23 protein-coding genes are annotated in these 24,037 nt (G+C 72.7%); 7 read left to right on the top strand and 16 right to left on the bottom strand.

What is annotated here, in order from left to right; genetic code table 11:
- Positions 1–58: 58 nt before the first annotated feature.
- The 6 genes from dapB to truB all read right to left on the bottom strand — a co-directional run bounded on the left by dapB (position 59) and on the right by truB (position 7,283).
- On the bottom strand, positions 59–811 hold the full coding sequence (gene dapB, locus ACQPZK_RS07275; RefSeq protein WP_433537545.1) for a 4-hydroxy-tetrahydrodipicolinate reductase: 753 nt from the start codon (positions 809–811) through the stop codon (positions 59–61).
- A 58-nt stretch (positions 812–869) separates the two neighbouring features.
- Positions 870–2,267: a M16 family metallopeptidase gene (locus ACQPZK_RS07270; protein ID WP_433537544.1), complete on the bottom strand. Its 1,398-nt coding sequence runs from the start codon at positions 2,265–2,267 to the stop codon at positions 870–872.
- 47 nt (positions 2,268–2,314) lie between these two features.
- Positions 2,315–4,702, bottom strand: coding sequence for a polyribonucleotide nucleotidyltransferase (locus ACQPZK_RS07265; protein ID WP_433537543.1), 2,388 nt, complete (start codon positions 4,700–4,702; stop codon positions 2,315–2,317).
- A 226-nt stretch (positions 4,703–4,928) separates the two neighbouring features.
- Positions 4,929–5,198, bottom strand: coding sequence for a 30S ribosomal protein S15 (rpsO, locus tag ACQPZK_RS07260; RefSeq protein WP_007456699.1), 270 nt, complete (start codon positions 5,196–5,198; stop codon positions 4,929–4,931).
- Between the two features lie 192 nt (positions 5,199–5,390).
- Complete coding sequence (locus tag ACQPZK_RS07255; RefSeq protein ID WP_433537542.1) at positions 5,391–6,320, bottom strand: bifunctional riboflavin kinase/FAD synthetase; 930 nt, start codon at positions 6,318–6,320, stop codon at positions 5,391–5,393.
- A 78-nt stretch (positions 6,321–6,398) separates the two neighbouring features.
- A complete protein-coding gene (gene truB, locus ACQPZK_RS07250; protein ID WP_433537541.1) occupies positions 6,399–7,283 on the bottom strand; it encodes a tRNA pseudouridine(55) synthase TruB in 885 nt (294 codons plus the stop codon).
- A gap of 186 nt (positions 7,284–7,469) precedes the next feature.
- Here truB and ACQPZK_RS07245 point away from each other — a divergent pair, with 186 nt between their 5' ends.
- Together ACQPZK_RS07245 and ACQPZK_RS07240 are read left to right on the top strand one after the other, a co-directional pair.
- Positions 7,470–7,772, top strand: coding sequence for a hypothetical protein (locus tag ACQPZK_RS07245; RefSeq protein WP_433537540.1), 303 nt, complete (start codon positions 7,470–7,472; stop codon positions 7,770–7,772).
- A gap of 99 nt (positions 7,773–7,871) precedes the next feature.
- Positions 7,872–8,795: a hypothetical protein gene (locus ACQPZK_RS07240; RefSeq protein ID WP_433537539.1), complete on the top strand. Its 924-nt coding sequence runs from the start codon at positions 7,872–7,874 to the stop codon at positions 8,793–8,795.
- A 12-nt stretch (positions 8,796–8,807) separates the two neighbouring features.
- Here the strand turns inward: ACQPZK_RS07240 and ACQPZK_RS07235 are convergent, their stop codons facing one another.
- The 10 genes from ACQPZK_RS07235 to rimP form a co-directional block, all read right to left on the bottom strand.
- The gene (locus tag ACQPZK_RS07235; protein WP_433537538.1) at positions 8,808–10,130 is read right to left on the bottom strand and encodes an MATE family efflux transporter; all 1,323 of its coding nucleotides are present in this window, start codon (positions 10,128–10,130) and stop codon (positions 8,808–8,810) included.
- Positions 10,131–10,727: 597 nt separating this feature from the next.
- Complete coding sequence (locus ACQPZK_RS07230; protein WP_425731759.1) at positions 10,728–10,937, bottom strand: DUF6186 family protein; 210 nt, start codon at positions 10,935–10,937, stop codon at positions 10,728–10,730.
- Positions 10,937–11,344 carry a hypothetical protein gene (locus tag ACQPZK_RS07225; protein ID WP_433537537.1) on the bottom strand — a complete coding sequence of 136 codons (408 nt, stop codon included), beginning with the start codon at positions 11,342–11,344 and terminating at the stop codon, positions 10,937–10,939. Before ACQPZK_RS07225 ends, ACQPZK_RS07230 begins: the two co-directional genes overlap by 1 nt.
- A 113-nt stretch (positions 11,345–11,457) precedes the next feature.
- On the bottom strand, positions 11,458–12,516 hold the full coding sequence (locus ACQPZK_RS07220) for a DHH family phosphoesterase (RefSeq protein ID WP_433537536.1): 1,059 nt from the start codon (positions 12,514–12,516) through the stop codon (positions 11,458–11,460).
- Complete coding sequence (rbfA, locus tag ACQPZK_RS07215; RefSeq protein WP_433537535.1) at positions 12,513–13,004, bottom strand: 30S ribosome-binding factor RbfA; 492 nt, start codon at positions 13,002–13,004, stop codon at positions 12,513–12,515. Before rbfA ends, ACQPZK_RS07220 begins: the two co-directional genes overlap by 4 nt.
- Positions 13,005–13,132: 128 nt before the next feature.
- Positions 13,133–13,429, bottom strand: a complete 297-nt coding sequence (locus ACQPZK_RS07210; RefSeq protein ID WP_039905658.1) for a DUF503 domain-containing protein — start codon at positions 13,427–13,429, stop codon at positions 13,133–13,135.
- A 90-nt stretch (positions 13,430–13,519) separates the two neighbouring features.
- On the bottom strand, positions 13,520–16,528 hold the full coding sequence (infB, locus tag ACQPZK_RS07205) for a translation initiation factor IF-2 (protein ID WP_433537534.1): 3,009 nt from the start codon (positions 16,526–16,528) through the stop codon (positions 13,520–13,522).
- 93 nt (positions 16,529–16,621) lie between these two features.
- On the bottom strand, positions 16,622–16,954 hold the full coding sequence (locus tag ACQPZK_RS07200; protein ID WP_433537533.1) for a YlxR family protein: 333 nt from the start codon (positions 16,952–16,954) through the stop codon (positions 16,622–16,624).
- 16 nt (positions 16,955–16,970) lie between these two features.
- Positions 16,971–18,014: a transcription termination factor NusA gene (nusA, locus tag ACQPZK_RS07195; protein WP_433537532.1), complete on the bottom strand. Its 1,044-nt coding sequence runs from the start codon at positions 18,012–18,014 to the stop codon at positions 16,971–16,973.
- The gene (rimP, locus tag ACQPZK_RS07190) at positions 18,011–18,709 is read right to left on the bottom strand and encodes a ribosome maturation factor RimP (RefSeq protein ID WP_433537531.1); all 699 of its coding nucleotides are present in this window, start codon (positions 18,707–18,709) and stop codon (positions 18,011–18,013) included. The genes nusA and rimP overlap by 4 nt, the downstream gene beginning before the upstream one ends.
- Before the next feature lie 153 nt (positions 18,710–18,862).
- Between rimP and ACQPZK_RS07185 the strand changes: the two genes are divergently transcribed.
- The 5 genes from ACQPZK_RS07185 to ACQPZK_RS07165 are packed head-to-tail and all read left to right on the top strand — an operon-like array spanning position 18,863 to position 23,999.
- Complete coding sequence (locus ACQPZK_RS07185) at positions 18,863–19,390, top strand: hypothetical protein (RefSeq protein ID WP_433539133.1); 528 nt, start codon at positions 18,863–18,865, stop codon at positions 19,388–19,390.
- Positions 19,387–19,824 (top strand): ferritin-like domain-containing protein, encoded by a 438-nt coding sequence (locus ACQPZK_RS07180; RefSeq protein WP_433537530.1) that lies wholly within the window; start codon positions 19,387–19,389, stop codon positions 19,822–19,824. Before ACQPZK_RS07185 ends, ACQPZK_RS07180 begins: the two co-directional genes overlap by 4 nt.
- A gap of 52 nt (positions 19,825–19,876) precedes the next feature.
- A complete protein-coding gene (locus ACQPZK_RS07175; RefSeq protein ID WP_433537529.1) occupies positions 19,877–20,479 on the top strand; it encodes a PadR family transcriptional regulator in 603 nt (200 codons plus the stop codon).
- A complete protein-coding gene (locus ACQPZK_RS07170; RefSeq protein ID WP_433537528.1) occupies positions 20,476–21,210 on the top strand; it encodes an ABC transporter ATP-binding protein in 735 nt (244 codons plus the stop codon). Before ACQPZK_RS07175 ends, ACQPZK_RS07170 begins: the two co-directional genes overlap by 4 nt.
- Positions 21,207–23,999, top strand: a complete 2,793-nt coding sequence (locus ACQPZK_RS07165; protein ID WP_433537527.1) for an FtsX-like permease family protein — start codon at positions 21,207–21,209, stop codon at positions 23,997–23,999. The genes ACQPZK_RS07170 and ACQPZK_RS07165 overlap by 4 nt, the downstream gene beginning before the upstream one ends.
- The last annotated feature ends 38 nt before the right edge of the window (positions 24,000–24,037 follow it).

Genomic DNA, 24,037 nt, shown 5'->3' with positions numbered 1-24,037 from the left:
TGCAAGATCGGCGAGGCGAGGCGAGGCGAGGGCGGGGCGGGGACGGGGTGAGGGCGGGTTAGCCGAGGAGGGGGTCCAGGCCGATGGTCAGGCCGGGGCGGGTGCGTACGGCACGGACGGCCAGGAGCACGCCGGGCATGAAGGACACCCGGTCGTACGAGTCGTGCCGGATCGTCAGCGTCTCGCCGGTGCCGCCGAACAGCACCTCCTGGTGCGCGACCAGTCCGGTGGCGCGTACGGCGTGCACGCGTACCCCGTCGATGTCGGCGCCCCGAGCGCCCGCCACCTCGTCCTTCGTCGCGTCCGGCACCGGGCCGAGGCCGGCCTCGGCGCGGGCCTCGGCGATCCGCCGGGCGGTGTGGGTGGCGGTGCCGCTCGGGGCGTCCAGCTTGCGCGGGTGGTGCTGCTCGATGATCTCGACGGACTCGAAGTGCCGGGCGGCCCGCGCGGCGAACTGCATCATCAGCACCGCGCCGATACCGAAGTTCGGGGCGATGACCACGCCCACCTCCGGCTTGGCGGCCAACCAGCCCCGCACCTGCTCCAGCCGCTGCTCGGTGAAGCCGGTGGTGCCCACGACCGCGTGGATGCCCTGCCCGATGGCCCATTCCAGGTTGTCCATGACCACGTCGGGAGTGGTGAAGTCGACGACCACCTGGGCGGCGGACGCGGCGTCGAGGCCGTCACCCTGGTCGATCGCGGCGGCCAGTTCCAGATCGTCAGCAGCGTCGACGGCCTTGCAGACCTCGACGCCCATCCGACCACGGGCACCGAACACGCCGACCCGGGTCTTCCCCTGCTCGTCAGTCACGGGGCACAACCTATCCCAATCGGGACGTGCGCTTCCGGCGGGGACAGATCCCGGCCGCTCAGCCGGAGAAGTCGCCCTCGCCGAACGGACCGACGACGGCCAGCGACATCGGCCGGCTCAGCAGCTCCGCGGCGAGGACGTTGACGTCCTCGACGGTGACGTCGTCGACCCGACGGAGCAACTCGTCCACCGGCATCAGGTCGCCGTAGAGCAGCTCCCCCTTGGCCAGGCGACTCATCCGCGAGCCGGTGTCCTCCAGGCCGAGCACGAACGAGCCCTTGCTCATCCCCTTGCCCCGGGCCACCTCGGCCTCGGTCAACCCGTCGGCGGCCACCCGGGCCAGCTCGGCGCGGGTCAGGGCCAGCACCTCGTCCACCTTGCCCGGGGCGCAACCGGCGTAGACGGCGAACAGGCCGCTGTCGGCGTACTGGCTGGCGTACGAGTAGACCGAGTACGCGAGGCCGCGCTGCTCGCGGATCTCCTGAAAGAGGCGGCTGGACATGCCCCCGCCCAGGACGTTGTTGAGCACCCCGAGCGCGAAGCGCCGGTCGTCGGTGCGGTCGATGCCGGGGCAGCCGAGGATGACGTGCGCCTGCTCGGTCTCCTTCGGCTCGACCAGGGTGGTGGCCGGCTTGGTGCGTACCGCAGGGGTGGCCGCGCGGTGTGCGGCCGGCGCGGCCGGGTCGCTGTCCAGCGGCGTACCGCGCACGGCCTGCCGGACCAGCTTCACCACGGCGGCGTGGTCGAGGTTGCCGGCGGCGGCGATGACGATCTGCGGCGCGGTGTAGCGCCCCCGGTAGAAGGACTGGATCTGCCGGCGGGTCATCGGCGTGACGGTCTCCTCGGTGCCGGAGATCAGCCGACCCAGCGGGTGGTCACCGTAGACGGCCCGGGCGAAGAGGTCGTGCACCTCGTCACCGGGCTCGTCGTCGTGCATGGCGATCTCCTCCAGGATCACGCCACGCTCGGTCTCCACGTCGGCCGGCTCGATCAGGGAGTCGGCGACCAGGTCGCACATCACGTCGATCGCCAGCGGCAGGTCCTCGTCCAGCACGCGGGCGTAGTAGCAGGTGTATTCCTTCGTGGTGAAGGCGTTCGTCTCGCCACCGACCGCCTCGATCTGCGAGGAGATCTCGAGCGCGGTCCGCTTGTGGGTGCCCTTGAAGAGCAGGTGCTCCAGGAAGTGCGCGGCGCCGGCCTGCGGACGGGTCTCGTCCCGCGAGCCCACCGCCACCCAGATGCCGAACGAGACGCTGCGCATCGCCGGGATCGCCTCGGTGAGCACGCGCAGGCCGCTGGGCAGCACGGTACGTCGTATCGTGCCGCCCAGCGGGTCGTCGCTGAGCGTCCGGGTGACCGCGCGTGCGGTGCCGCCGGAACGGCCCGCCGCGGTGTCCCGAGACGGTGCCACCCCCCGTCGATCCGGTGGAAACGGCGCACTGAAGGCCCGACTCACGTGGTGCTCCCGGTTCGACGAGGGGTGGGTGTTGCAGGTGCTGATGGTCAGCTGTGCCGGGTCCGGCGACGCGGACGCTCGCCGCCCTCGCCACCACCCTCGCCGCCGCCCTCGCCACGGTCACCGCGCTCCGGGCCACGCCCGCCACGGTCACCGCCACGCTCGCGGTCGCCCCGGTCACGCGGACCGCGGTCTCCCCGGTCCCGGCCGGACGGACGGTCGCCACCGGCGGCCTCACCGGCGGCCGGCGCCTCGGCGCCCTCCGGGCGGACCTTGTCCAGGTAGATCTTGCCGCGGGCGTCGATGTCCGCGATCTCGACCTCGACCCGGTCACCGACGTTGAGGAAGTCCTCGACCCGCTCGACGCGCTTGCCGTCGCCCACCTTGGAGATGTGCAGCAGGCCGTCGCGGCCCGGCAGCAGCGAGATGAACGCGCCGAACGCGGCGGTCTTGACCACCGTGCCGAGGAACCGCTCGCCCTGCTTCGGCAGCGTCGGGTTGGCGATGCCGTTGATCCGGTCGACGGCCGCCTGGGCCGCCGGGCCGTTGGTGGCGCCGACGTAGATCGTGCCGTCGTCCTCGATGGAGATCTCGGCGCCGGTCTCGTCCTGGATCGCGTTGATGGTCTGACCCTTCGGGCCGATCACCATGCCGATCTTGTCCACCGGGATCTTGACGGTGGTGACCCGCGGCGCGTAGTCCGACATCTCGGCCGGAGCCTCGATGGCGGCCTTCATGACGCCGAGGATGATCTGCCGGGCCTCGTTGGCCTGCTGCAACGCGGCGGCCAGCACGTCCGACGGGATGCCGTTGAGCTTGGTGTCGAGCTGCAGCGCGGTGACGAACTCGGGCGTGCCGGCGACCTTGAAGTCCATGTCGCCGAACGCGTCCTCGGCGCCGAGGATGTCGGTCAGCGTCACGTACTGGGTCTTGCCGTCGACCTCGTCGGAGATGAGGCCCATGGCGATGCCGGCGACCGGCGCCTTCAGCGGCACACCGGCGGAGAGCAGGCCCAGCGTCGAGGCGCAGACCGAACCCATCGAGGTGGAGCCGTTGGAGCCGAGCGCCTCGGAGACCTGCCGGATGGCGTACGGGAACTCCTCGCGCGACGGCAGCACCGGGATCAACGCCCGCTCGGCGAGCGCGCCGTGGCCGATCTCGCGCCGCTTCGGCGAGCCCACCCGGCCGGTCTCACCGGTCGAGTACGGCGGGAAGTTGTAGTTGTGCATGTAGCGCTTGCGGTTCTCCGGGGACAGCGTGTCCACCATCTGCTCCATGCGGAGCATGTTCAGCGTGGTGACGCCCAGGATCTGCGTCTCACCGCGCTCGAACAGCGCCGAACCGTGCACCCGGGGCAGCACGCCGACCTCGGCGGTCAGCGGTCGGATGTCCCGCGGGCCGCGGCCGTCCATGCGGACCTGCTCGCGCAGCACGCGGCTGCGCACCTCGGACTTGGTGAGCGACCGGAAGGCGGCGGACAGCTCCTTCTCCCGGCCCTCGAAGCGGGCGCCCAGCTCCTCGGCGACCCGGGCCTTGACGCGGTCCAGGGCCTCCTCGCGGTCGGCCTTGCCGGCGATGGTGACCGCCTCGGCGACCTCGCCACGGGCCAGCTCGGACACGGCGTCGTACACGTCGTCCTGGTAGTCCAGGAAGACCGGGAACTCGGCGACCGGCTTGGCGGCGACCTCGGCCAGCTCGGCCTGCGCCCGGCACAGCTCGCGGATGGCCGGCTTGGCGGCCTCCAGGCCGCTGGCCACGACCTCCTCGGTCGGCGCGGTGGCGCCGCCCGCGATCAGGGTCACGGCGTTCGGGGTGGCCTCGGCCTCGACCATCATGATCGCGACCTCGCCGTCGGCGAGGGTACGGCCGGCCACGACCATGTCGAAGGTGGCGCGGGCCAGCTCCTCCAGGGTCGGGAAGGCGACCCACTGGCCGTCGATGTGCGCGACGCGGGTCGCGCCGATCGGGCCGGAGAACGGCAGGCCGGAGAGCTTGGTCGACATCGAGGCGGCGTTGATGGCCACGACGTCGTACGGGTGCGCCGGGTCGAGCGCGAGGACGGTCTCGACGACCTGGACCTCGTTGCGCAGGCCCTTGACGAACGACGGGCGCAGCGGCCGGTCGATCAGGCGGCAGGTGAGGATCGCGTCCTCGCTGGGCCGGCCCTCGCGGCGGAAGAACGAGCCGGGGATGCGGCCCGCGGCGTACATCCGCTCCTCGACGTCGACGGTCAGCGGGAAGAAGTCGAACTGCTCCTTCGGCTGCTTGCCGGCGGTGGTGGCGGAGAGGACGACCGTCTCGCCCAGCTGGGCGATGACGGAACCGGCGGCCTGGCGAGCCAGTCGACCGGTCGAGAAGGTGATCTCGCGGGTGCCGAAGGACCCGTTGTCGATCACGGCGGTGCGGGATTCGGTGCCGAGTTTGGTCTCGGTCATGTGCTGTCGTGCTCCTTCGCGTCGTGGGCCCACGACGTAGGGGAGCTGCTCAGCCGGCCGGTCTTCGATCGAAGCGCCCGGGTGGCCGGCGTGCTGCCGGGTTCCCGGGGGCCACTACCGGAGACCGGTACGCTGACCGGCTCCCTCTCGGGTGGTCGCGCGGCCCGTGTTCTTTCAGGTGGGACGCGGATCGGGGGAGCCGCCGTGCGGCCGCTCCCCCGTCACGTCACCGGCGCAGACCGAGCCGCTCGATGAGCGTCCGGTAGCGGGCGATGTCCTTCTTCTGGACGTAGTTGAGCAGCCGACGGCGACGGCCGACCAGCAGCAGCAGCCCACGGCGGCTGTGGTGGTCGTGCTTGTGCACCTTCAGGTGCTCGGTCAGCTCGGCGATCCGCTTGGTGAGGACCGCGACCTGCACCTCCGGCGAACCGGTGTCGCCCTCGGCGGTCGCGTACTCCGCGCGGATGCTGGCCTTGGCTTCCTGGTCGAGCGCCATGTTCTCCCTGTTTCAGTGGGTTGATCAAGTGGGTGTCCGTCGTCCCGATCGGGACCGGGAACGGACCGGTTCCTCGCACCCGCGGCGTCGAGCAGGCACGCGAGGCCCCACGCCGGTCACCCGACGTCCCCGCAAGACTACCAGCACCCGCCGGTAACACCCGGCCAAGGGCCCGCGCGGCCCGGCGGATGATCAGCTCAGCGCGCGTCTGGTGCGCTCGACGTCCTCTTCGATCTGGGCGATCAGCGGCTCGATCGAGTCGTACCGGACCTGCCCGCGCAGGTGCGTCACGAAGTCCAACGCCAGCCGTTCGCCGTAGAGATCACCGGAGAAGTCCAGCGCGTACGCCTCGACCCGCCGCTCCCGGCCGGAGAAGGTCGGGTTGGTGCCGACCGACACCGCGGCCATCAACGGCTCGGGGTGGCCCCGGCGAATCATGCGGGCCGCGTACACCCCGTCGGCGGGTACCGCCGCGTACCGGTGGCAGAGCAGGTTCGCGGTGGGAAAGCCCAGCACCCGGCCGCGCTGGTCACCACGGACCACCACGCCCTCCACCCGGTGCGCCCGACCCAGCGCTCCCGCCGCGGCGCCCACGTCGCCTGCGTCGACGCAGGAGCGGATGTACGTGGAGGAGAAGACGGTGCCGGCCTCGGCGATCAGTGGGCTGCCCTCCACCCCGAAGCCGAAGGTCTGGCCCAGCCGCTCCAGCAGGGCCACGTCACCGGCCGCGCGGTGCCCGAAGCGGAAGTTATCGCCGACCACCACCAGCGCGGCGTGCAGGTGCTCGACCAGGACGTCGTGCGCGAACTGCTCGGGCGGCAGCCGGGAGAACTCCGGGGTGAACGGCACCACGCAGAGCACGTCCACGCCGAGGGCCTCGATCAACTCGGCCTTGCGGCCCGGCTCGGTGAGGATCGCCGGGTGCGAACCGGGGCGGACGACCTCGGCCGGATGCGGGTCGAAGGTGACCACCACCGACTGCACGCCCAACTCGCGGGCCCGCGCCACGGCGTGCCCGATGGTCGCCTGGTGCCCCTTGTGCACGCCGTCGAAGACGCCGATGGTGACGACCGAGCGCCCCCACCCTCCGGGCGCCGCGTCGTACCCCCGCCACCGCTGCATGCCGATCCTCTCCCTGCTGTCCGCCCGCCGGCGGGTCGACTTCGCCGGCCAGCGGGCCGGCGGACCTGGGTCCCGCCGTCAGGCCGGTGCGAGCACGATCTCCGCGCGGGCCCGGCCGTCCCGCTCGCTGACGATAGCGATGAGGCCACCGGTCGGACCGAAGACCGCGTACGGCCCGATGATGCCGGCCGGGTTCAACGGACCGCCGTGGCCGAGCACCTTCGCCTCGTCGGGGGTCGCGTCACGGCGCGGGAAGAACCGGTCGGCCGCCGCGTCCAACGGCAGGTTGACCACGTCCGGGGCGCGCTCCTCGAGCTGGTCGAGGGTGGCCGCCTCGGCGAGGGCGAAGCCACCCACCGCGGTCCGGCGCAGCGCGGTGAGGTGCCCGCCGACACCGAGGGCCAGGCCGGCGTCCCGGGCGATGGCCCGGATGTACGTGCCCGAGGAGCAGGTCACGTCGATGTCCACGTCCAGCACGTCCGGCTCGGCGCGGCGGATCGCGAGCACCTCCAGCCGGGAGATGGTCACCCGACGTGCGGGCAGGTCGACGGTCTCACCGTCGCGTACCCGCTTGTACGCCCGCTGCCCGTCGATCTTGATGGCGCTGACCGCGCTCGGCACCTGGTCGACCTCGCCGGTCAGCGCGGTCAGCGCGGCGTGGACGGCCTCGTCGGTGACGTGACCGGCCGGGGTGGTGGCGATCACGTCACCCTCGGCGTCGTCGGTGACGGTGGCCTGGCCCAGCCGGATCGTGCCGGTGTAGCTCTTGCCCGCGCCGATCACGTAGGTCAGCAACCGGGTGGCGCGGCCCACGCCGATCACCAGCACGCCGGTGGCCATCGGATCGAGGGTGCCGCCGTGCCCCACCCGCCGGGTCTTCGCCAGCCGGCGGATCCGCGCCACCACGTCGTGCGACGTCATGCCGCCGGGCTTGTCGACGACGATCAGACCATCGGTGCTCACGTCGCCCAAGCCTGCCAGACGACCCGGACCGCGCGCCGCGTGGGCACGCCCGCCGTGCAGCGAGCCTCCGCTCGCGCAGGTCCGACCGATTCGCTGGTTCGGCCGGTTTGTCGCACGGGTCGGCCGCCGACCTCTCCGGATGCGAAGATCATCCGCCCGCTCTCCCAGAGGAGGACAAGCACTCCGATGACCCCCGACCGCCCTCCGGCCCACGAGCACCACGCTCGGGTCGATCTGCCGCACTGGATGCGGGATCCGACACCGAAGCGGCGAACGCCGGCACGCTACGTCGACGATCTCATCGAACGTTCGCCGGCGCTGCGGACGGCCCGTCGCGCGATCTGGCGCCGACGCGACCGGGCTCGGTGGAGCGAGACGCATCCACACCTCGTCGCCGTGCTGTCCTTCATCGTGGCCGCCGTCCTCGGCACGGGGCTGGTGACGGCCGCCTACTATGTGCTCGCGCTGGCCACCAGCGGCGACTACTGACGGGGAAGAACCATGACACCGACGCCGCCGAACGAACCCACACCCCCGGACCCGACCGATCCGCCTTCGCCGCCGACCGCTGTCGCGGGGGTCAACCCCGTGGCGCTACCGGAGTGGATGAGCTCGGCGCAGACCGAGCACCGACCCACCGGCTGGGAACGGGTCCGCTTCTTCTCCGCCCGGCACAACGGCGCACTGATGCTGGGGCTCGGCCTGGTGCTGGCCCTGGCGATGGTCGGCGGGGGCCTGGTGATCGTCGACCGGATCGCCGATGGCGTCCGCACCTCCACCTCGGCGACTCCCACCCCGAGCGGCACCCCGCCGGTCAGCAGAGTGGGCGAACCGCGGGACCTGTTCGCCGGGTCACCGGCGGCCTCCTTCCTCCCCGGTGAACAGGCCGTGCGGATGCCGGCGGCGAAGGCCACCGGGCCCTTCACCGAGGCGCAGGTGAGGGCGGCGTTGGAGTCGGTGCGGAAAGGGTTGATCGAGAGCCGACTGGACACGTCCATGCTCCTGGGTGACCCGGAACCGTTCCTCCGGCTGCTCGCCCCGGACGTGCGTGAGGAGCTCCGGTCGGACTTCACCGGCAACGCCTTCCTGCGGTACGCGACCCGGATGGCGTCGCCCTCGGAGTGGAAGCCCGGCGTCCGCGCGGACGGACGGGTCAGTTATCGGGCCACCACGGAGAACGGGACCCGGATGCTGGAGGTGTCCACGGAGTTCGTGTGGGCGTACCCCTTCGACGTGGACCTGCGAGCACCGGCCGGCGCCAGTGTGGTCGCGCTGCGTGACCGCGTGGTGTGGCAGGTGCCGCACCCGGAGGACGTGCCGGCTTCCGCTCGAGGCCTGTGGCTCGTCTCGGCGGATGTGGTGACCTGGAACGCGGACTGCGACAAGCTCCGTGACGGGTGGGTGCAGGAGCAGTTCTGGATCGCCGATGTGCACGGGGACCGGATACCGGCGGGCGATCCGGGCACGATCTTCGATCTCGACGCGCCCGCGCCGACCACCGTCCGCTGCTGACCGGCCAGCGGGTCAGCGAACCGCCCCGACCACCGCCCAGCCGCCGGAGCGCACCCGCAGCAACAGGGCGACGAGTCGGATCACCACGAACAGGGTGAGTCCCGCCCAGATGCCACCGAGCCCCAGATCGAGCACGTACGCCAGCCAGATGGCCGGCAGGAATCCGCCGAGCGCCGCCACGATGGTGAGGTTGCGCAGGTAGCGGACGTCGCCGGCACCGATCAGCACGCCGTCGAGCGCGAACACGACCCCGGCCAGGGGCAACATGGCGACGAACCACGGCCAGGCGACCATGGCCTGCTCGCGTACCTGCCCGTCCGAGCTGAACCAGGACGGCACGACGCCCGCGCCGGCGGCGATGACCAGGGCGAAGGCGACGCCGCAGAGGCCGCCGAGCAGGCCGATCCGGCGGGCCAATGCCCGGGCGCCCGCCGCGTCGCCGGACCCGAGGGCGGCGCCGACGAGGGACTGCGCGGCGATGGCCAGGGCGTCGAGCACCAGCGCCGTGAAGAACCACAGTTGCAGGGCGATCTGGTGCGCGCCGACGGCGGCGGCGCCGAAACGGGCGGCGACCGCCGTCGCGGAGAGGAAGCTGGCCTGGAACGCCAGGCCTCGGATCAGCAGGTCCCGGCTGAGCACCAACTGGTCGCGGATCAGGCGCGGCCGGGGCCGCAGCGACACCCGCTCGGCGACCAGCGCCCCGGCGAAGAGCACGCCGGAGAGCGTCTGCGCGACCGCGTTGGCGACCGCCGAGCCGGTCAGGCCCAGGCCCGCGGGATAGACCAGCAGCGGACAGAGCAGCGCGGAGACCAGGTTGGGGCCGAGCACGAAGTACAGCGGGCGGCGGGTGTCCTGCACGCCGCGCAGCCAGCCGTTGCCGGCTGCGGCGAGCAGCAGGCCGGGGGCCCCGAGCGCCGCGACGCGCAGCCACGCAGCGGCGGCGCCGGCCACGTCGCCGCCACCTCCGGCGAGGGTACGCGCCAGAGCGCCCCCGCCGATCTGCATGCCGATCGCGACCAGCAGTCCGACACCGAGCGCCAGCCAGGACGACTGCACTCCCTCGGCCACCGCCGCCGCCCGGTCGCCCGCGCCGAAGCGACGGGCCGAGCGCCCCGTGGTGCCGTACGCGACGACCGTCCCGAGCCAGGCGGTGAGCGTCATCACCGTGCCGCCGACGGCGAGCGCGGCGAGTGGCACTCGACCGAGGTGCCCGACGACGGCCGTGTCGACGAGCACGTAGAGCGGCTCGGCGGCGAGCACCACGAGCGCTGGCAGGGCGAGGCTCGCGATCCGGCGTGGTGAGGCGGATCGGTCGACGGTGGCGGTCTGGCTCATCGCCGACGATCCTGGCACGAGCGCGGTAAGGATCGCAATCCCACCGACCGCTTACGCACGTGTGGTTGCGCTCGCCGGTTGCGCTTGATCACGTGGGGGTTGAGGCCACCGGTCAGAGGCTTTGAAGCTGATGCCGCAGACGAGTCGTCCCGTGATGCCGCAGACGATTCAGCTCCGAAGGAGCACCGGGGCGCGTCCGACCAGGCCGACCGAAGGGATCACCAGCGGGCTGGTCGACTCACTGACGGGTGTCCATCGACGTCTGCAGCGCGCGGCGGGCCTGCTCGCGGGCGTCGTCGGTGGTCTCGGGCTTGGGCTTGTTCGGCATGGTGGCGCTCCTTCCAGGGTGCGAGCCACCGGCACGCGGCGGCCCTCACGGGCGGTCGTGCTGAGCGCCCCACGGCGGTCCGGGGTTACCGGAGCAGCCGACTGGGCAGCGAGAGCCCGGGTCGGTCCGACCCTGGAGGGAGGCAGCGCGAGGTGTGGCGCCACCACCCACGACCTGCACCACAACGTGGCGCCGGCCACTTCCCAAGTTATCGTTCAGGTCCATATGCTGCCCACGGTTCCCGCCATTTGGACCATCGGCAACCCGCCTCAACGGGCCAGGAAGTGCCAGCCCAGCCACCACCAGAAACCGAACAGACCGATCCTGCCCACCGGCACCGGCCCCACCTCGTAGCGCATCACGTACGCGCACATGTCGCTCATCGTGGGGATCCGGGAGCCCTCCCGACGGGCCAACACCTCGATGACGGCGAAGAGGACGAGCGCGGCCAGGAAGCCGCCGATCGCGAGGGCCCGCATCATCGCCGCACCAACCCCCAGAACGCGGACAACCAGGCGAACCACGCCACCGATCGGGTCAGATGATCTTCCAGGAGGGGGTCGGCGAGCCGGGAGAAGGTGGGAAAGTCGTCGCCCACGGCGAGCACGAAGGTCACGCCCTCGAAGACCCCGAAGATCACCACCGGCAGGGCCCACCACGCTGCGCCCGGGCCCAACCGGGGCGGTGCCGGACGCCGGGGCACCCGGTTGCTCAGACCGAGCCAGATCAAGACGCCGCCGGTGCCGAGCGTGTAGAGATTCGCCTCGGTGGAGAACGACGCGAACCGACCGCCGACGAGGGACAGGCAGAGGAGAACCGGAACGGAGACGGAGGGCCGGTCCCAGGCTCGGGGGGCCTCCACGGTGAGATCGTGCGGCTGCTCCATCCCGCAATTCTTCCCGGTCTCACGCAGCGCGGGAAGACCAACACTCCCCGGAGCTGACCCTGAACTTGCCGTCCCCACCCGCTGCGCCGGCGCAGCGGACGGCCCGTGAGGGGTCAGCCGACGCCGGAGATCAGCGCCTCGCCCAACTCACCACGGATCGCCTCGACGACCTGCTCGGCGCTCCCCCGGCCGGTGAACCCGGCCGCGAACCTGTGGCCGCCCCCGCCCAGCGCGACCGCCACGCGGCTGACGTTCACCGCGCCCTTGCTGCGCATGGACACGGCCCACTCGTCGGGCGCGGTCTGCTTCAACACGCAGCTCACGTCCGCCTCGGCGGTGCACCGCACCGAGTCGATGAGCGCCTCCAGCACGTACGGCCGCTGGTCGTGGCGGGCCAGATCGTCGAGGGTGGCGAAGGTCCACACCAGTCCCCGACCGTCGGCGGCGGACGGCTCCAGACGGGCTCGGCCGAGCACCTCTCCGAAGAGTCGAACCGCTCCGAAGGGTCGGGTGTCGAAGACACGCCGGGAGATGTCACCGGGCGAGATGCCGGTGGCCAGGAACCGGGCGGCCATCTGGTGTACGACCGGAGTGGTCGCCTCGAAGCGGAACGAGCCGGTGTCCGTGGTCAGCGCCACGTAGAGGCACTCGGCGATGGCCCGGTCCACCGTCACACCCAGCCGTGCCAGGAGCTGATCGGCGACCACCGACGTGGCGGCGGCCCCCGGGTCGACCAGGTTGACCGTGCCGAAGCCCGGATTCGAGGCGTGGTGGTCGAGCACCAGTGACGCACCGGCCGTCGACAGCCGATCGGCCAGCTCACCGAGGCGCGACTCGCTGGCCGCGTCGAAGCAGATCACGAGGTCCGGCGCCGGGTCGGCGTCGCTCGACGGAACCAGAAGCTCCATCCCGGGCAGACCTCGGAACGGTTCGGGCACCTCCGGCGGCCCGGGGAAGGTCGCCTGCAACCGGTGTACGCCCAGCTGCCGCAGGCCCAGACCGAAGCCGAGCATGCTGCCCAGCGCGTCACCGTCCGGGTTGACGTGGCAGATCAGCAACACTCGGCCGGCCGACGGGAGGGCGCGGATCAGCGCCTCGGCCGCCGCCCAGTCCGCCTCGGACGGCCCGACGTCGACCGTCGCGGCGAGTTGGACACCGGCGACGCCCGTCACCGCGCTGCCCCACCCCGGGGGTTCTCGGTGACGTCGTCGGTCTCGTCGGCGTCGTCCGTCTCGTCGGTCTCGTCGTCGACCCGGTACGGCTGCGCATCGCCCGCGTACTCGGCCCGGGCGGCGAGCCGCTGCACCTCCGCGTCGGCGTTGCGGGCGGCGGCGAGCAGATCGTCGATGTGCTTGACCTGGTCCTGCACGTCGTCGAGGACGAACGTCAGGGTCGGCGAGTGCCGCAGCCCGAGCGCCTTGCCGACCGTGCTGCGCAGCAGCCCCTTGGCGCTCTCCAGAGCCGCCGCGGTGTCCGCCTGGGCCACCGCGTCACCCAGCACCGTGTAGAAGACCGTCGCGTCCCGCAGGTCAGCGGTGATCCGGGCGTCAGTGATGGTGATCATGCCCAGGCGCGGGTCCTTGATCTGGCTCCGCACCACCGAAGCGACCAGCTCACGCACTCGTTCCGCGTGCCGGCGTACCTTGGCCGGATCAGACATCTCGCCACCTCCACGGCGTCCCGCTCCCGGCCGGCTCGGCGGCCCGGGAGGCCGCCGGCCGACCGGCCAACATCTCGAACACTACCTTCGCGGCGGCGCCGGTCGCCGGGCACCGCCGGCTCCGTGGGTCAGTCGTCGTCCACGCCGTAGAGCCGGCGTCGAACGGACAACAACTCGACCTCGGGACGGGCGGCCACCAGGTGCTCACAGGAGTCGAGCACCTCGCGGACGTGCGCCGCCTCCGCGGCGACCACGGCCACCGCTATCTCCGCTCGACCATGCAGGTCGAGCGCACCCACCTCGGCGGCCGAGACCTCGAAGCGGCGCAGGGCCGCCACGATCGGCCGTACATATGATCTCTTGGCTTTGAGCGACCGGGAGTCGCCCGGCAGCAGCAGGTCGAAGACCGCGGTTCCGGTGAACATCGCCCCGGACGATACCGCCACCCCACCCCGCATGATCAAGGGGTTTACGCCGGCCGGCGTAAACCCCTTGATCAGCGTGTCACTGCCGGATCAGGCGCGAACCTTCTCCCGCATCTCGAAGGTCTCGATGACGTCGCCGACCTGGACGTTGTTGTAACCACCCAGGGTCAGACCGCACTCGAAGCCCTCGCGGACCTCGGTGGCGTCGTCCTTGAACCGCTTGAGCGAGGTGATCGTGAGGTTGTCCGCCACGACCGTCCCGTCCCGAAGCAGCCGAGCCTTCGCGTTGCGTCGGATGATGCCCGACCGGACGATGCAACCGGAGATGTTGCCGATCTTGGACGAGCGGAACACGTCGCGGATCTCCGCGGTGCCCAGCTCGGCCTCCTCGTACTCCGGCTTGAGCAGGCCCTTGAGCGCCGCCTCGATCTCCTCGATGGCCTGGTAGATGACGGTGTAGTACCGGATCTCCACGCCCTCGCGGTCGGCCATCTCGCGGACCTTGTTGGAGGCCCGCACGTTGAAGCCGATGATCGTGACCGGCTCGGACGACGCGCTCGCGAGCATGACGTTGCTCTCGGTGATCGCGCCGACGCCCCGGTCGAGGACCTTGAGCTGGACCTCCTCGGGGATGTCGAGGTTGAACAGCGCGTCCTCCAGGGCCTCCACCGAACCGGAGACATCGCCCTTGAGGATGAGGTTGAGCGACGTCTTCTCGCCCTCCTTGAGCTGCTCCATGAGCGTCTCGAGGGTGGCCCGACCACGGGAGTTGGCGAATGCCGCCGCCCGTCGCCGCGCCTGGCGCTGCTCGGCGATCTGCCGCACCGTACGGTCGTCCGCCGCGGCGAGGAACGTGTCACCCGCGCCGGGCGGCGCGGTCAGACCCAGGACCATGACCGGACGCGCGGGCCCGGCCTCGGCGACCTGGTTGCCGTTCTCGTCGAGCATGGCGCGGACCCGGCCGTGGGCCCCACCGGCGACGATCGAGTCGCCCGCCCGCAGGGTGCCCTTCTGCACCAGCACCGTCGCCACCGCACCGCGACCCTTGTCCAGGTGCGCCTCGATGGCCACACCCTGCGCCGGCCCGTCGATCGGAGCGGTCAGCTCCAGCGACGCGTCGGCGGTGAGCAGGACGGCCTCGAGCAGTTCCTCGATGCCGATGCCCGGCTTCGCGGCCACGTTGACGAACATGGTGTCGCCGCCGTACTCCTCGGCGACCAGGCCGTACTCGGTCAGCTGCTGGCGGACCTTGTCCGGGTTGGCCTCCGGCTTGTCGACCTTGTTGACCGCGACCACGATCGGCACGTCCGCCGCCTTGGCGTGGTTCAACGCCTCGATGGTCTGCGGCATCACGCCGTCGTCGGCCGCGACCACCAGGATCACGACGTCCGTCACCTGGGCGCCACGGGCACGCATGGCGGTGAACGCCTCGTGACCCGGGGTGTCGATGAAGGTCACCGCCCGGTCCTCGCCCTCATGCGGGACGTGGACCTGGTAGGCGCCGATGTGCTGGGTGATGCCACCCGCCTCACCGGCCACGACGTTCGCCTTACGGATCGCGTCGAGCAGCTTGGTCTTACCGTGGTCGACGTGACCCATGACGGTCACGACCGGCGCACGGCTGACCAGACGCTCCTCGGCCACCTCCGCGTCGAGGTCGATGTTGAACTGCGCGAGCAGCTCGCGGTCCTCGTCCTCCGGGCTGACGATCTGCACCTCGAAGCCGAGGTGCACACCCAGCAGCTGCAGGGTCTCGTCAGAGCAGGACTGGGTCGCGGTGACCATCTCGCCCAGGTTGAACATCTCCTGGACCAGCGAACCCGGGTTGGCGTTGATCTTGTCGGCGAAGTCCGACAGCGAGGCGCCACGGGAGAGCCGGACGATCTGACCCTGACCCCGGGGAGCACCCGAGCTCATGGTCGGAGCCGACAGGTTGTCGAACTCCTGTCTGCGCTGCTTCTTGGACTTGCGGCCACGGGTCGGTCGACCACCCGGACGCCCGAAGGCACCCGCGGCGCCACCGCCACGGCCACGACCACCGGCACCCGGACGTCCGCCGCCGCCGGAGGGAGCGCCCGGACGGAAGCCACCGCCGGGAGCACCGCCACCGCCACCGGGGCCGCCACGGTAGCCACCGCCACCGCCGGCACCGCCGCCACCGGGACCACCGCGGTAGCCACCGCCACCGCCGCCGCCACCGGGACCGCCACGGAAGCCACCGCCACCGCCCCCGGGACGACCCGCGCCGCCACCGGGGCGACCCGCGCCACCGGGGCCGGGACGACCGGCGGCCGGACGCTGACTCGGCATGGACGCCGGGCTGGGCCGCGGCGGCATGGAGTTCGGGCTCGGCCGCGGCGGCATGCCCGCCGGGCTGTTGGGCCGGGGGCCACCCGCGCCCGCGGCCGGCGGACGCTGCTGCTGGCCGCCCTGGATACCGAACGGGTTGTTGCCGGCGCCGCGCGCCGGCGGGCGACCGCCCGGCCGGGCACCCGGACCGGGAGTCGGCGCGCTCGGACGAGCGGCCGGCGAACCGGGACGGGGCGGCATCGCCGCGGGACCCGGCCGAGGACCGGGCCGGTTGCCGTCGGCCGGAGGCTCCCGGCGGACGGGGTTGTCCCGCTGCTGCTGGCGGGCGGCCTGCGCGGCCTTGACCGCGGCCTCCTGCTCAGCCTTCAGCGCGGCGGCACGCGCCTCCGCGGCCGCCACCTCGATGTCGTGGGCACTCGCCGGCTTGGCGACCGGGGCCGCCGACTGCGGCGCACCGGGCACCGGACCCTTGGGCTTCGGTCCGGGTACCGGCGCGGCCGGCCGCCGAGGCGGCATCGGCTTGGCCGAGACCCGGGGCGCGCCCGGGGTCGGGGACGGCGACGGGGTCGGCGTCGAGGCCGGCGACGGCGCGGGCGCCGACGGGGCGGCCGGCGCCGGAGCACCGGCGGACGCGACGAATGCGTTCCTCAGCCGTCGGGCGACGGGCGCCTCGACCGTGCTGGACGCGGACTTGACGAACTCGCCCATCTCCTTGAGCTTGGCGAGAACGGTCTTACTCTCGACCCCGAGCTCTTTTGCAAGCTCGTGTACGCGGGCCTTGCCTGCCACTGCACTCCTCACTCCGAGGTCGTGCGGGCAGCACCCGCAGCGACCTCACTCGTGCACTTGAAGCCTGGTCATTTCAGGGACTTCATCGTGTGCTCATGTCGGTCGTCCTACCCTGCTAGCGACCCTCGCCCGGTCGGGCTGACCGGACGTAGTGGTTGGCGCATCGACGTGCTCTGCCAGCACACCGTGGTCGAGGACCTCGGTGATGCGCAGCGCTCGCCCGAAGGCGCGGCGCCGCACCGCCAGCGCGAAGCAGGCCGGATCCGGGTGCATGTTCGCTCCCCGACCCGGCAGCCTGCGGCGCGTATCAGGCCGAAGGCTGTGACCAGCCTCGTCCCTCATCGCGACGATCCGCAGCAATTCGCTGGCCGGCGCACGTTGCCGACAGCCCACACAGGTGCGCTCCGGCTGCGCGCGTCGTACCACTGGAAGAAGTCTACCCCTAGCTGCCCGAGATCGCGCCGCCCGGCTCCGGCACCTGATCCGCTGTCCCACGCGCCGCCGGGGCGGTCTGCTCCGCGTCGGACCGAATGTCGATCCGCCAACCGGTCAACCGGGCAGCAAGGCGGGCATTCTGCCCCTCACGGCCGATGGCGAGCGAAAGCTGGAAGTCGGGGACGGTCACCCGGGCGGCCCGACCGGCCAGGTCCACGACCTCGACCCGCAGCGCCTTGGCCGGCGACAACGCGTTCCCGACGAAGGTGGCCGGGTCATCCGACCAGTCGATGATGTCGATCTTTTCGCCATGCAGTTCGCTCATCACGGCCCGCACGCGCTGACCCATCGGGCCGATGCAGGCGCCCTTGGCGTTCACGCCGGGAGTGGTGGAGCGGACGGCGATCTTCGTACGGTGACCTGCCTCACGCGCGATCGCGCCGATCTCGACCGTGCCGTCGGCGATCTCCGGCACCTCCAGCGCGAACAGCTTCTTGACCAGCGCCGGGTGGGAGCGGGACAGGGTGATCTGCGGCCCGCGCATGCCCTTGGCCACGTGCACCACCACGCACCGGATGCGCTCGCCGTGCGCGTACCGCTCGCCGGGCACCTGCTCGGACTGCGGCAGGACGCCCTCCAGCTTGCCCAGGTCGACGCTGACGATGCCCTTCTCGATCCGCGTCTCGTGCGCCTGCACCACACCGGTGACCAGGTCGCCCTCGCGGCCCACGTACTCGCCGAAGTGCACCTCGTCGGTGGCCTCCCGCAGGCGCTGGAGGATCACCTGCTTGGCGGTCATGGCGGCGATCCGGCCGAAGTCGTGCGGGGTGTCGTCCCACTCCCGCACCAGCGAGCCGTCAGCGTCCATCTCCTGCGCGTACACCAGGGCCGCGCCGGACTTACGGTCGATCTCCACCCGGGCGTGCGGCTCGGCGCCGTCAGTGTGCCGGTAGGCGGTCAGCAACGCGGTCTCGATCGCCGCGAGGATCGTGTCGAACGGGATCTCCCGCTCGCGCTCGAGTGCGCGCAGCGCCGCGAGGTCGATGTTCACCTCTCCTCGTCCTCCACATCATCGTCGTCGTCGATGTCGTCTGCATCGTCGTACTCGTCGGTCTCGTCCGCGTCGTCGAACTCGTCCGGCTCACCCAGCTCGGCGAGGCGGGTGAACTCGACCTGCACCCGCCCCGGGCCCAGCTGCGCGTACGCCCATCGGGCCTCGCCGCCGTCGGTCTCCAGCCGTACGCCCTCGTCGTCGGCCCCGAGCACCCGACCGGTCACCTGGCGGTCCCCGGAGGGCTGCTCGCCGCGTTGGCCAGGCAGCGCCGCGGCGCCCCGGACGGTGACCTTGACCAGCCGACCCACGTTGCGTCGCCAGTGCCGGGGCAGGGTGAGCGGCCGGTCCACGCCGGGCGAGCTGACCTCGAGCTGGTACTCCCCGGCGACGATGTCACCGTCGGCCTCCTCGGCCGCGTCCAGCGCCTTGGAGACCGCGCGGGACACGTCCGCGACGGCGTCCAGGTCGATCCCGCCGTCCGCGTCCACGATCACCCGCACCACGTGCCGGCGTCCGGCTCGGGAGACCGACAGGTCCTCCAGGTCGTAGCCCACGCCGTTGACCACCGGCTCGATCACGGCCCGCAACCGGGTACGCCGGGCCGCGAGATCACCGCCGCCGCGTGGACCGCGGGGGCCCGCGCCGTCGCGGGGTCGACCCGTCGACCTGGTGGCACGGCCACGCTGCGTCATGTACGCACCCTTTCCCTGGTCGATCGGGACGTCGTCCCGCCATGCCGGCACGCCACCGGAGCGGACGCGCCGGCGGCTGCGCAGAGCGTAACGCGCCTGCCGGGCGGTGGACCGGGCGGCGCACCGACGCCGGTGACGCCCGGACCGGCACCGATGGTGTTGACTTGCCCGGTGGGGATCGGCAGAACGACTCAGCGCGACCAAGTATTCGGACATTCCCGTCGAAAGCTCCTGCGCGCCGGAGCACTCCTGGCACTCGGCGGCGCGGCAGCGCCGCTGACAGGCTGTGATCTTTTCGACCGGGACGACGAGCCGGCGCCGCCGCCGGACCCGCTGCGGTCGATGGTGGACGAGTCACTGAGCCTCGCCGCGGCGTACCGGACGAGCGCCGCCGCCCACCCGGACCTGGCCGACCGCCTCAATCCCATCGCCGAGGCGCACACCGCGCACGCCACCGAACTCGCCCGGGTCGTCGGCATCACCCTGCCGTCCGCACCCGCCGTCGATCCGAGCGCCACCGCGGCCACCGAGCCGGCGGACGCACTCGCCGACCTGCGCGCCCGGGAGAAGGCCGCCCAGCAGTCCGCCACCGCCGCCTGCGCCGCCGCACCCGCCGCACGGGCCGCGCTGCTCGGATCGATCGCCGCGGCGCGGGCCACCCACCAGGAGGCACTGAAGTGAAGCAGCCCACCGCCGAGGAGGCCCTCGCCGCCGCGCTCACCGCCGAGTACGCGGCCATCTACGCGTACGGGCGGATCGGCGTCCGACTCACCGGCGCGGTACGCGACGCCGCCCACCAGGCCGAGGCCGCGCACCGCCGCCGACGCGACGCGGTGGTCGTGCAGCTGAGCACCGGAGGGGCCACCGTTCCACCGGGTCGGGCCGGCTACGCCCTACCGTTCCCGGTCACCAACCGGGCGAGCGCCCTGCGGCTCGCCATCGAGGTGGAGGAACGCACCGCGGCGCACTGGCGGGCCGCGTTGGCGTCCACCACCGGCGCCGACCGTGACCAGGCGCTGGCCGCCCTCGTCGAGTACGCGGTACGGGCCACCCGGTGGCGCAAGGCCGCCGGGGTGACCCCGGCGACTGTCGCATTTCCCGGCCGCCCGACCTGAACCGATCCGCCCCGGTTGCGCAGCCCATACCAGGTATGCATACTCCGTTGCCATGTCCATCCGTCACGGGCTGCTCGCCCTCCTCGAACGCGGCCAGATGTACGGCTACCAGCTGCGCGCCGCATTCGAGGAGTCGACCGGCTCGACCTGGCCGCTGAACATCGGGCAGGTCTACACCACGCTCTCCCGGCTGGAACGGGACGGCCTGGTGCGCCCGCTGCCGGAGAGCGAGGCCGGTCAGCGCCCGTACGAGATCACCGACGCCGGTCGAGCGGACCTCGCGCTGTGGTTCGCCACCCCGATCAGCCGTACCGACCGGCCCCGCGACGAGCTGGCGATCAAACTGGCCCTGGCGCTCACCACCCCCGGGGTGGACGTCCGCTCGGTGGTGCAGGCCCAGCGCAGCGCGACGATGCGCGCGCTGCAGGAGTTGACCCGGTTGAAGTACGGCAGCGACCGACCGGAGGACCTGCCCTGGCGGCTGGTCCTGGACTCGATGGTGTTCCAGGCCGAGGCCGAGGTGCGCTGGTTGGACCACTGCGAGAGCAGCCTGGTCCGGCATCAGCCCGGCGCCCCGCCGTCGCACCCGCCCCGATCGGCCCCCGCTGAGGTGCCCGACGCGGCTCGGTGGGCCGACGAGGAGGCCCGACGGTGAGCGACTCGGACGACGCGGTGCTCGAGCTGCGCGCCGTCCACCGCACCCACGGGACCGGCCCGGCGGCGGTACACGCGTTGCGCGGTGTCAGCCTCGTCGTCCGACCGGGCGAACTGGTCGCCGTGATGGGACCGTCCGGTTCGGGGAAGTCGACGCTGCTGGCCCTCGCCGGCGGACTCGACCGGCCGACCCGGGGTGACGTCCGGGTGGAGGGGCAGCCGCTCGGCACCCTGGACCGTCGCGGGTTGGCGCAGCTACGCCGCCGCCGCATCGGCTACATCTTCCAGCACCTCAACCTGCTGGGCAGTCTGAGCGCGTTGGAGAACGTCGCGCTCCCGCTGGAACTCGACGGCATCGGCGGCCGACGGGCCCGGGCGGCTGCCCTGGCCGCGCTGACCGAGGTGGGCCTGCCGGCGCTGGGTGACCGTTTCCCCGACCAACTCTCCGGTGGACAGCAGCAGCGGGTGGCCATCGCCCGCGCGCTGGTCGGCGAACGACGGCTGGTGCTCGCCGACGAACCGACCGGCGCGCTCGACTCGCAGACCGGCGAGGCGGTGCTGCACCTGTTGCGCCGCCGGGTCGACGCGGGCGCCGCCGGCATCCTGGTCACCCACGAGGCGCGGCACGCCGGCTGGGCCGACCGGGTGGTGTTCCTGCGCGACGGCGTGCTGGTCGACACGACCGCGCCGCTGGGCAGCGTCGAGCAACTGCTCTCCGGTAGCGAGCGTTGACCCTGCGTCGGTCGCCGGTGATGCCCGGTCGTGGCGACACCCCGACCGGGCCGCCGCCCACGCCGCCCGAGCGGTGGCGACGGATCGCCCAACTGGCCGGCTCGTGGCGGGCGGCGCTGCGGATCGCCCGCCGGGAGTCGCGGCGGGCGCGGCGACGTACCGCCCTGGTGCTCGCGATGATCGCGCTTCCGGTGCTGGTGCTGGCCTTCCTGGCGGCGAGCTACGACATGGCCGAGCTGACACCGCGGGAACAGCTCGACCGCCGACTGGGCGTCGCCGACGCGGAGCTGCGCTGGTTCGCCGACACCCCGGTCGTCCAGGACGAGAGGGGCGACACCTGGTATCCCCGGGACGACGGCCGGTCGGCGCTCGGCCGTCCGACCACCGCCGACGAGGTGACCGCGTTGCTCGGCCCCGGCAGCCGGGTCACCGAGATCCGCGCCGGGAGCCCGGTGACGGTGCGGGGCCCGCGCGGCGACGAGACCCTCCAGGCCTGGGTCCTCGACCTCGACGATCCGCTGGCCCGCGGCCTGGTCCGGTTCCGCTCGGGGCGAGCGCCGCGGCAACCCGGAGAGGTCGCGCTGAGTCCGACAGCGCTGCGCCGGCTGGACGGACGCCTCGGCGAGACGGTGCTCACCGCCGACCGGACCAGGACGTACACGGTGGTCGGTGTCGTCGAGTTCCCCGACGACCTCGGTCCGGTGATCGCGCTGCACCCGGCGGCCGTCGGTCGGGTGGATGCGCAGCCGGACAGCAGGTGGCTGATCGACGTGCCCGGCACCGTCGACGCGGCGATGGTCGCCCGCCTCAACGAGCGCGGAGTGGTGGTCGCGCGTCGCCACGTGGTGGCGTCGACGACGCCTTCCCGGAGCTTCCCCGGGTACGTCGGCCCCGCCGGCGCCGGCGACCTGAGCACGATGGTGCTGATCGCCGGGCTGGGACTGCTGGAGGTCGTGCTTCTGGTCGGGCCGGCGTTCGCCGTGGGGGTACGCCGTCGACGCCGGGACCTGGCGCTGGTCGCGGTGGCCGGCGGTGATGCGGCCCAGCTGCGTCGGGTCGTGCTCGCCGACGGCGTGGTGCTGGGCGTGTTGGGCGCCGCGGCCGGGCTGCTGCTCGGTGTCGGCGCGGCGTTCGCCGGTCGTCCCGTCGTGGAGCAGTACGTCTTCGGCGCCCGCTTCGGCGGGTACCGCTGCTGGCCGCTGGCCCTGGTCGTGCTCGGCGGCGTCGCGGTGCTGGCCGGGGTGCTGGCCGCGCTGACGCCGGCCTGGACGGCCGCCCGGCAGGACGTCATGGCCGGGCTCGCCGGTCGACGGACCCCGCCCCCGCCCCGGGTCCGCGCCCTCAGCGTCGGGTTGGCGCTGGTCGTCGGCGGGGCGGCGCTCGCGGCGTTCGGGGCCACCCGGACCTCACCGACGGTGATCCTGGCCGGCCTGATCCTCGGCGAGTTGGGCCTGGTCTGTTGCACACCCACCCTGATCGGCGGCCTCGCCCGACTCGGTCGGGTGCTGCCGCTGGCGCCCCGGATCGCCCTGCGCGACGCGAGCCGGAACCGGGCCGCCGCCGCGCCGGCGATCTGCGCCGTGATGGCGGCGGTGGCCGGCAGCGTCGCGCTCGGCGGCTACCTGGCCAGCGACGCGGTCCGCGACGCCCGCACCTATCAACCGCTGCTGCCCACCGGTCACGTCCTGGTCAACCGCGATGACCCGGCCCTGCGGCCGGAACCGACGTTGGAGCAGGTCAGCATCGCCGCCCGGGAACACCTCGGTGCCCGCGCCGTCGCCCTGGTGCAGGCCACGGCCTGCCCGTCGGCCGGCGGTCCGGCCAGCTACTGCTCCGTCGTACCGGAAGTCCCGCCGGATCGTGTCTGCCCCTTCCAGCCCGGGGACGACATGTCGACGACCCAACGTCGGCAGGCGCTGGCGGACCCGCGCTGCCGGGACCGCGCGGAGGACTACTTCGGGACCTACGTGCAGACGCTCGTGGACGACGGCAGCGCGCTGCCGCTCCTCACCGGCGCCGACCCGGCGACGACCACCGCCGCCACCGCCGTGCTGCACGCCGGCGGCGTGGTGGTGACCGATCCGCGCTACCTGCACGACGGGCTGGTGACCGTGCAGGTGAACGAGGTACGGGCCGGCCGGGACGAGGTGACCACCACGCGACGGGACCTGCCCGGGTACGCCCTGGCGCCGACGAACGGCCAGCCTCGCCTCCTGCTGTCCCCGACGGCGGCCCGGCAGATGGCCCTGAAGCCGGTTTCGAACGGCTGGGTGATCGACGCCTCGACGCCGCCCAGTCAACGTCGCCAGGACCGGTTCACCGCCGACCTGCGGGCCTTCGGAACGTTCTCCCTCCAGGTGGAGGAGGGCGCGGCCCCCCGGGACGACTCGCCGCTGCTGTTGCTGCTCGCGGCGGCGGCCGGAGTGATCACGGTGGGCGCGGCCGGGATCGCCACGGCGCTCGCCGCCGCCGAGGGCCGCGCGGAGCTGTCCACGCTCGCGGCGGTCGGCGCGGCCCCGGCCGTACGCCGGCTGCTGGCGATCTGTCAGGCCGGGGTGATCGCGGGTCTCGGTTCGGTGCTCGGCATCGTGGCCGGCCTCGGCACCGCGGCGATCGTGCTGTTCTCGGCCAACCGGGAGTACGCCACAGCCTGGCCGGCGCGGGAGCCGTATCCCTACCTGGTGCCGTGGCCGGCGCTGGGCGTCCTGGTGCTGGTGCCGGTGGTGGCGATGCTCGGCGCGGGCCTGTTCACCCGGGCCCGGCTGCCGATCGAACGCCGCCTGGACTGAGGTCGCCTCCGCCCGGCCGGAACCGGACCGTCCCGGGG

Origin of the sequence: Micromonospora sp. CA-249363, assembly GCF_050950185.1 — a bacterium.
Classification (GTDB): domain Bacteria; phylum Actinomycetota; class Actinomycetes; order Mycobacteriales; family Micromonosporaceae; genus Micromonospora.
This window is presented reverse-complemented; position numbering and strand designations above follow the sequence as displayed.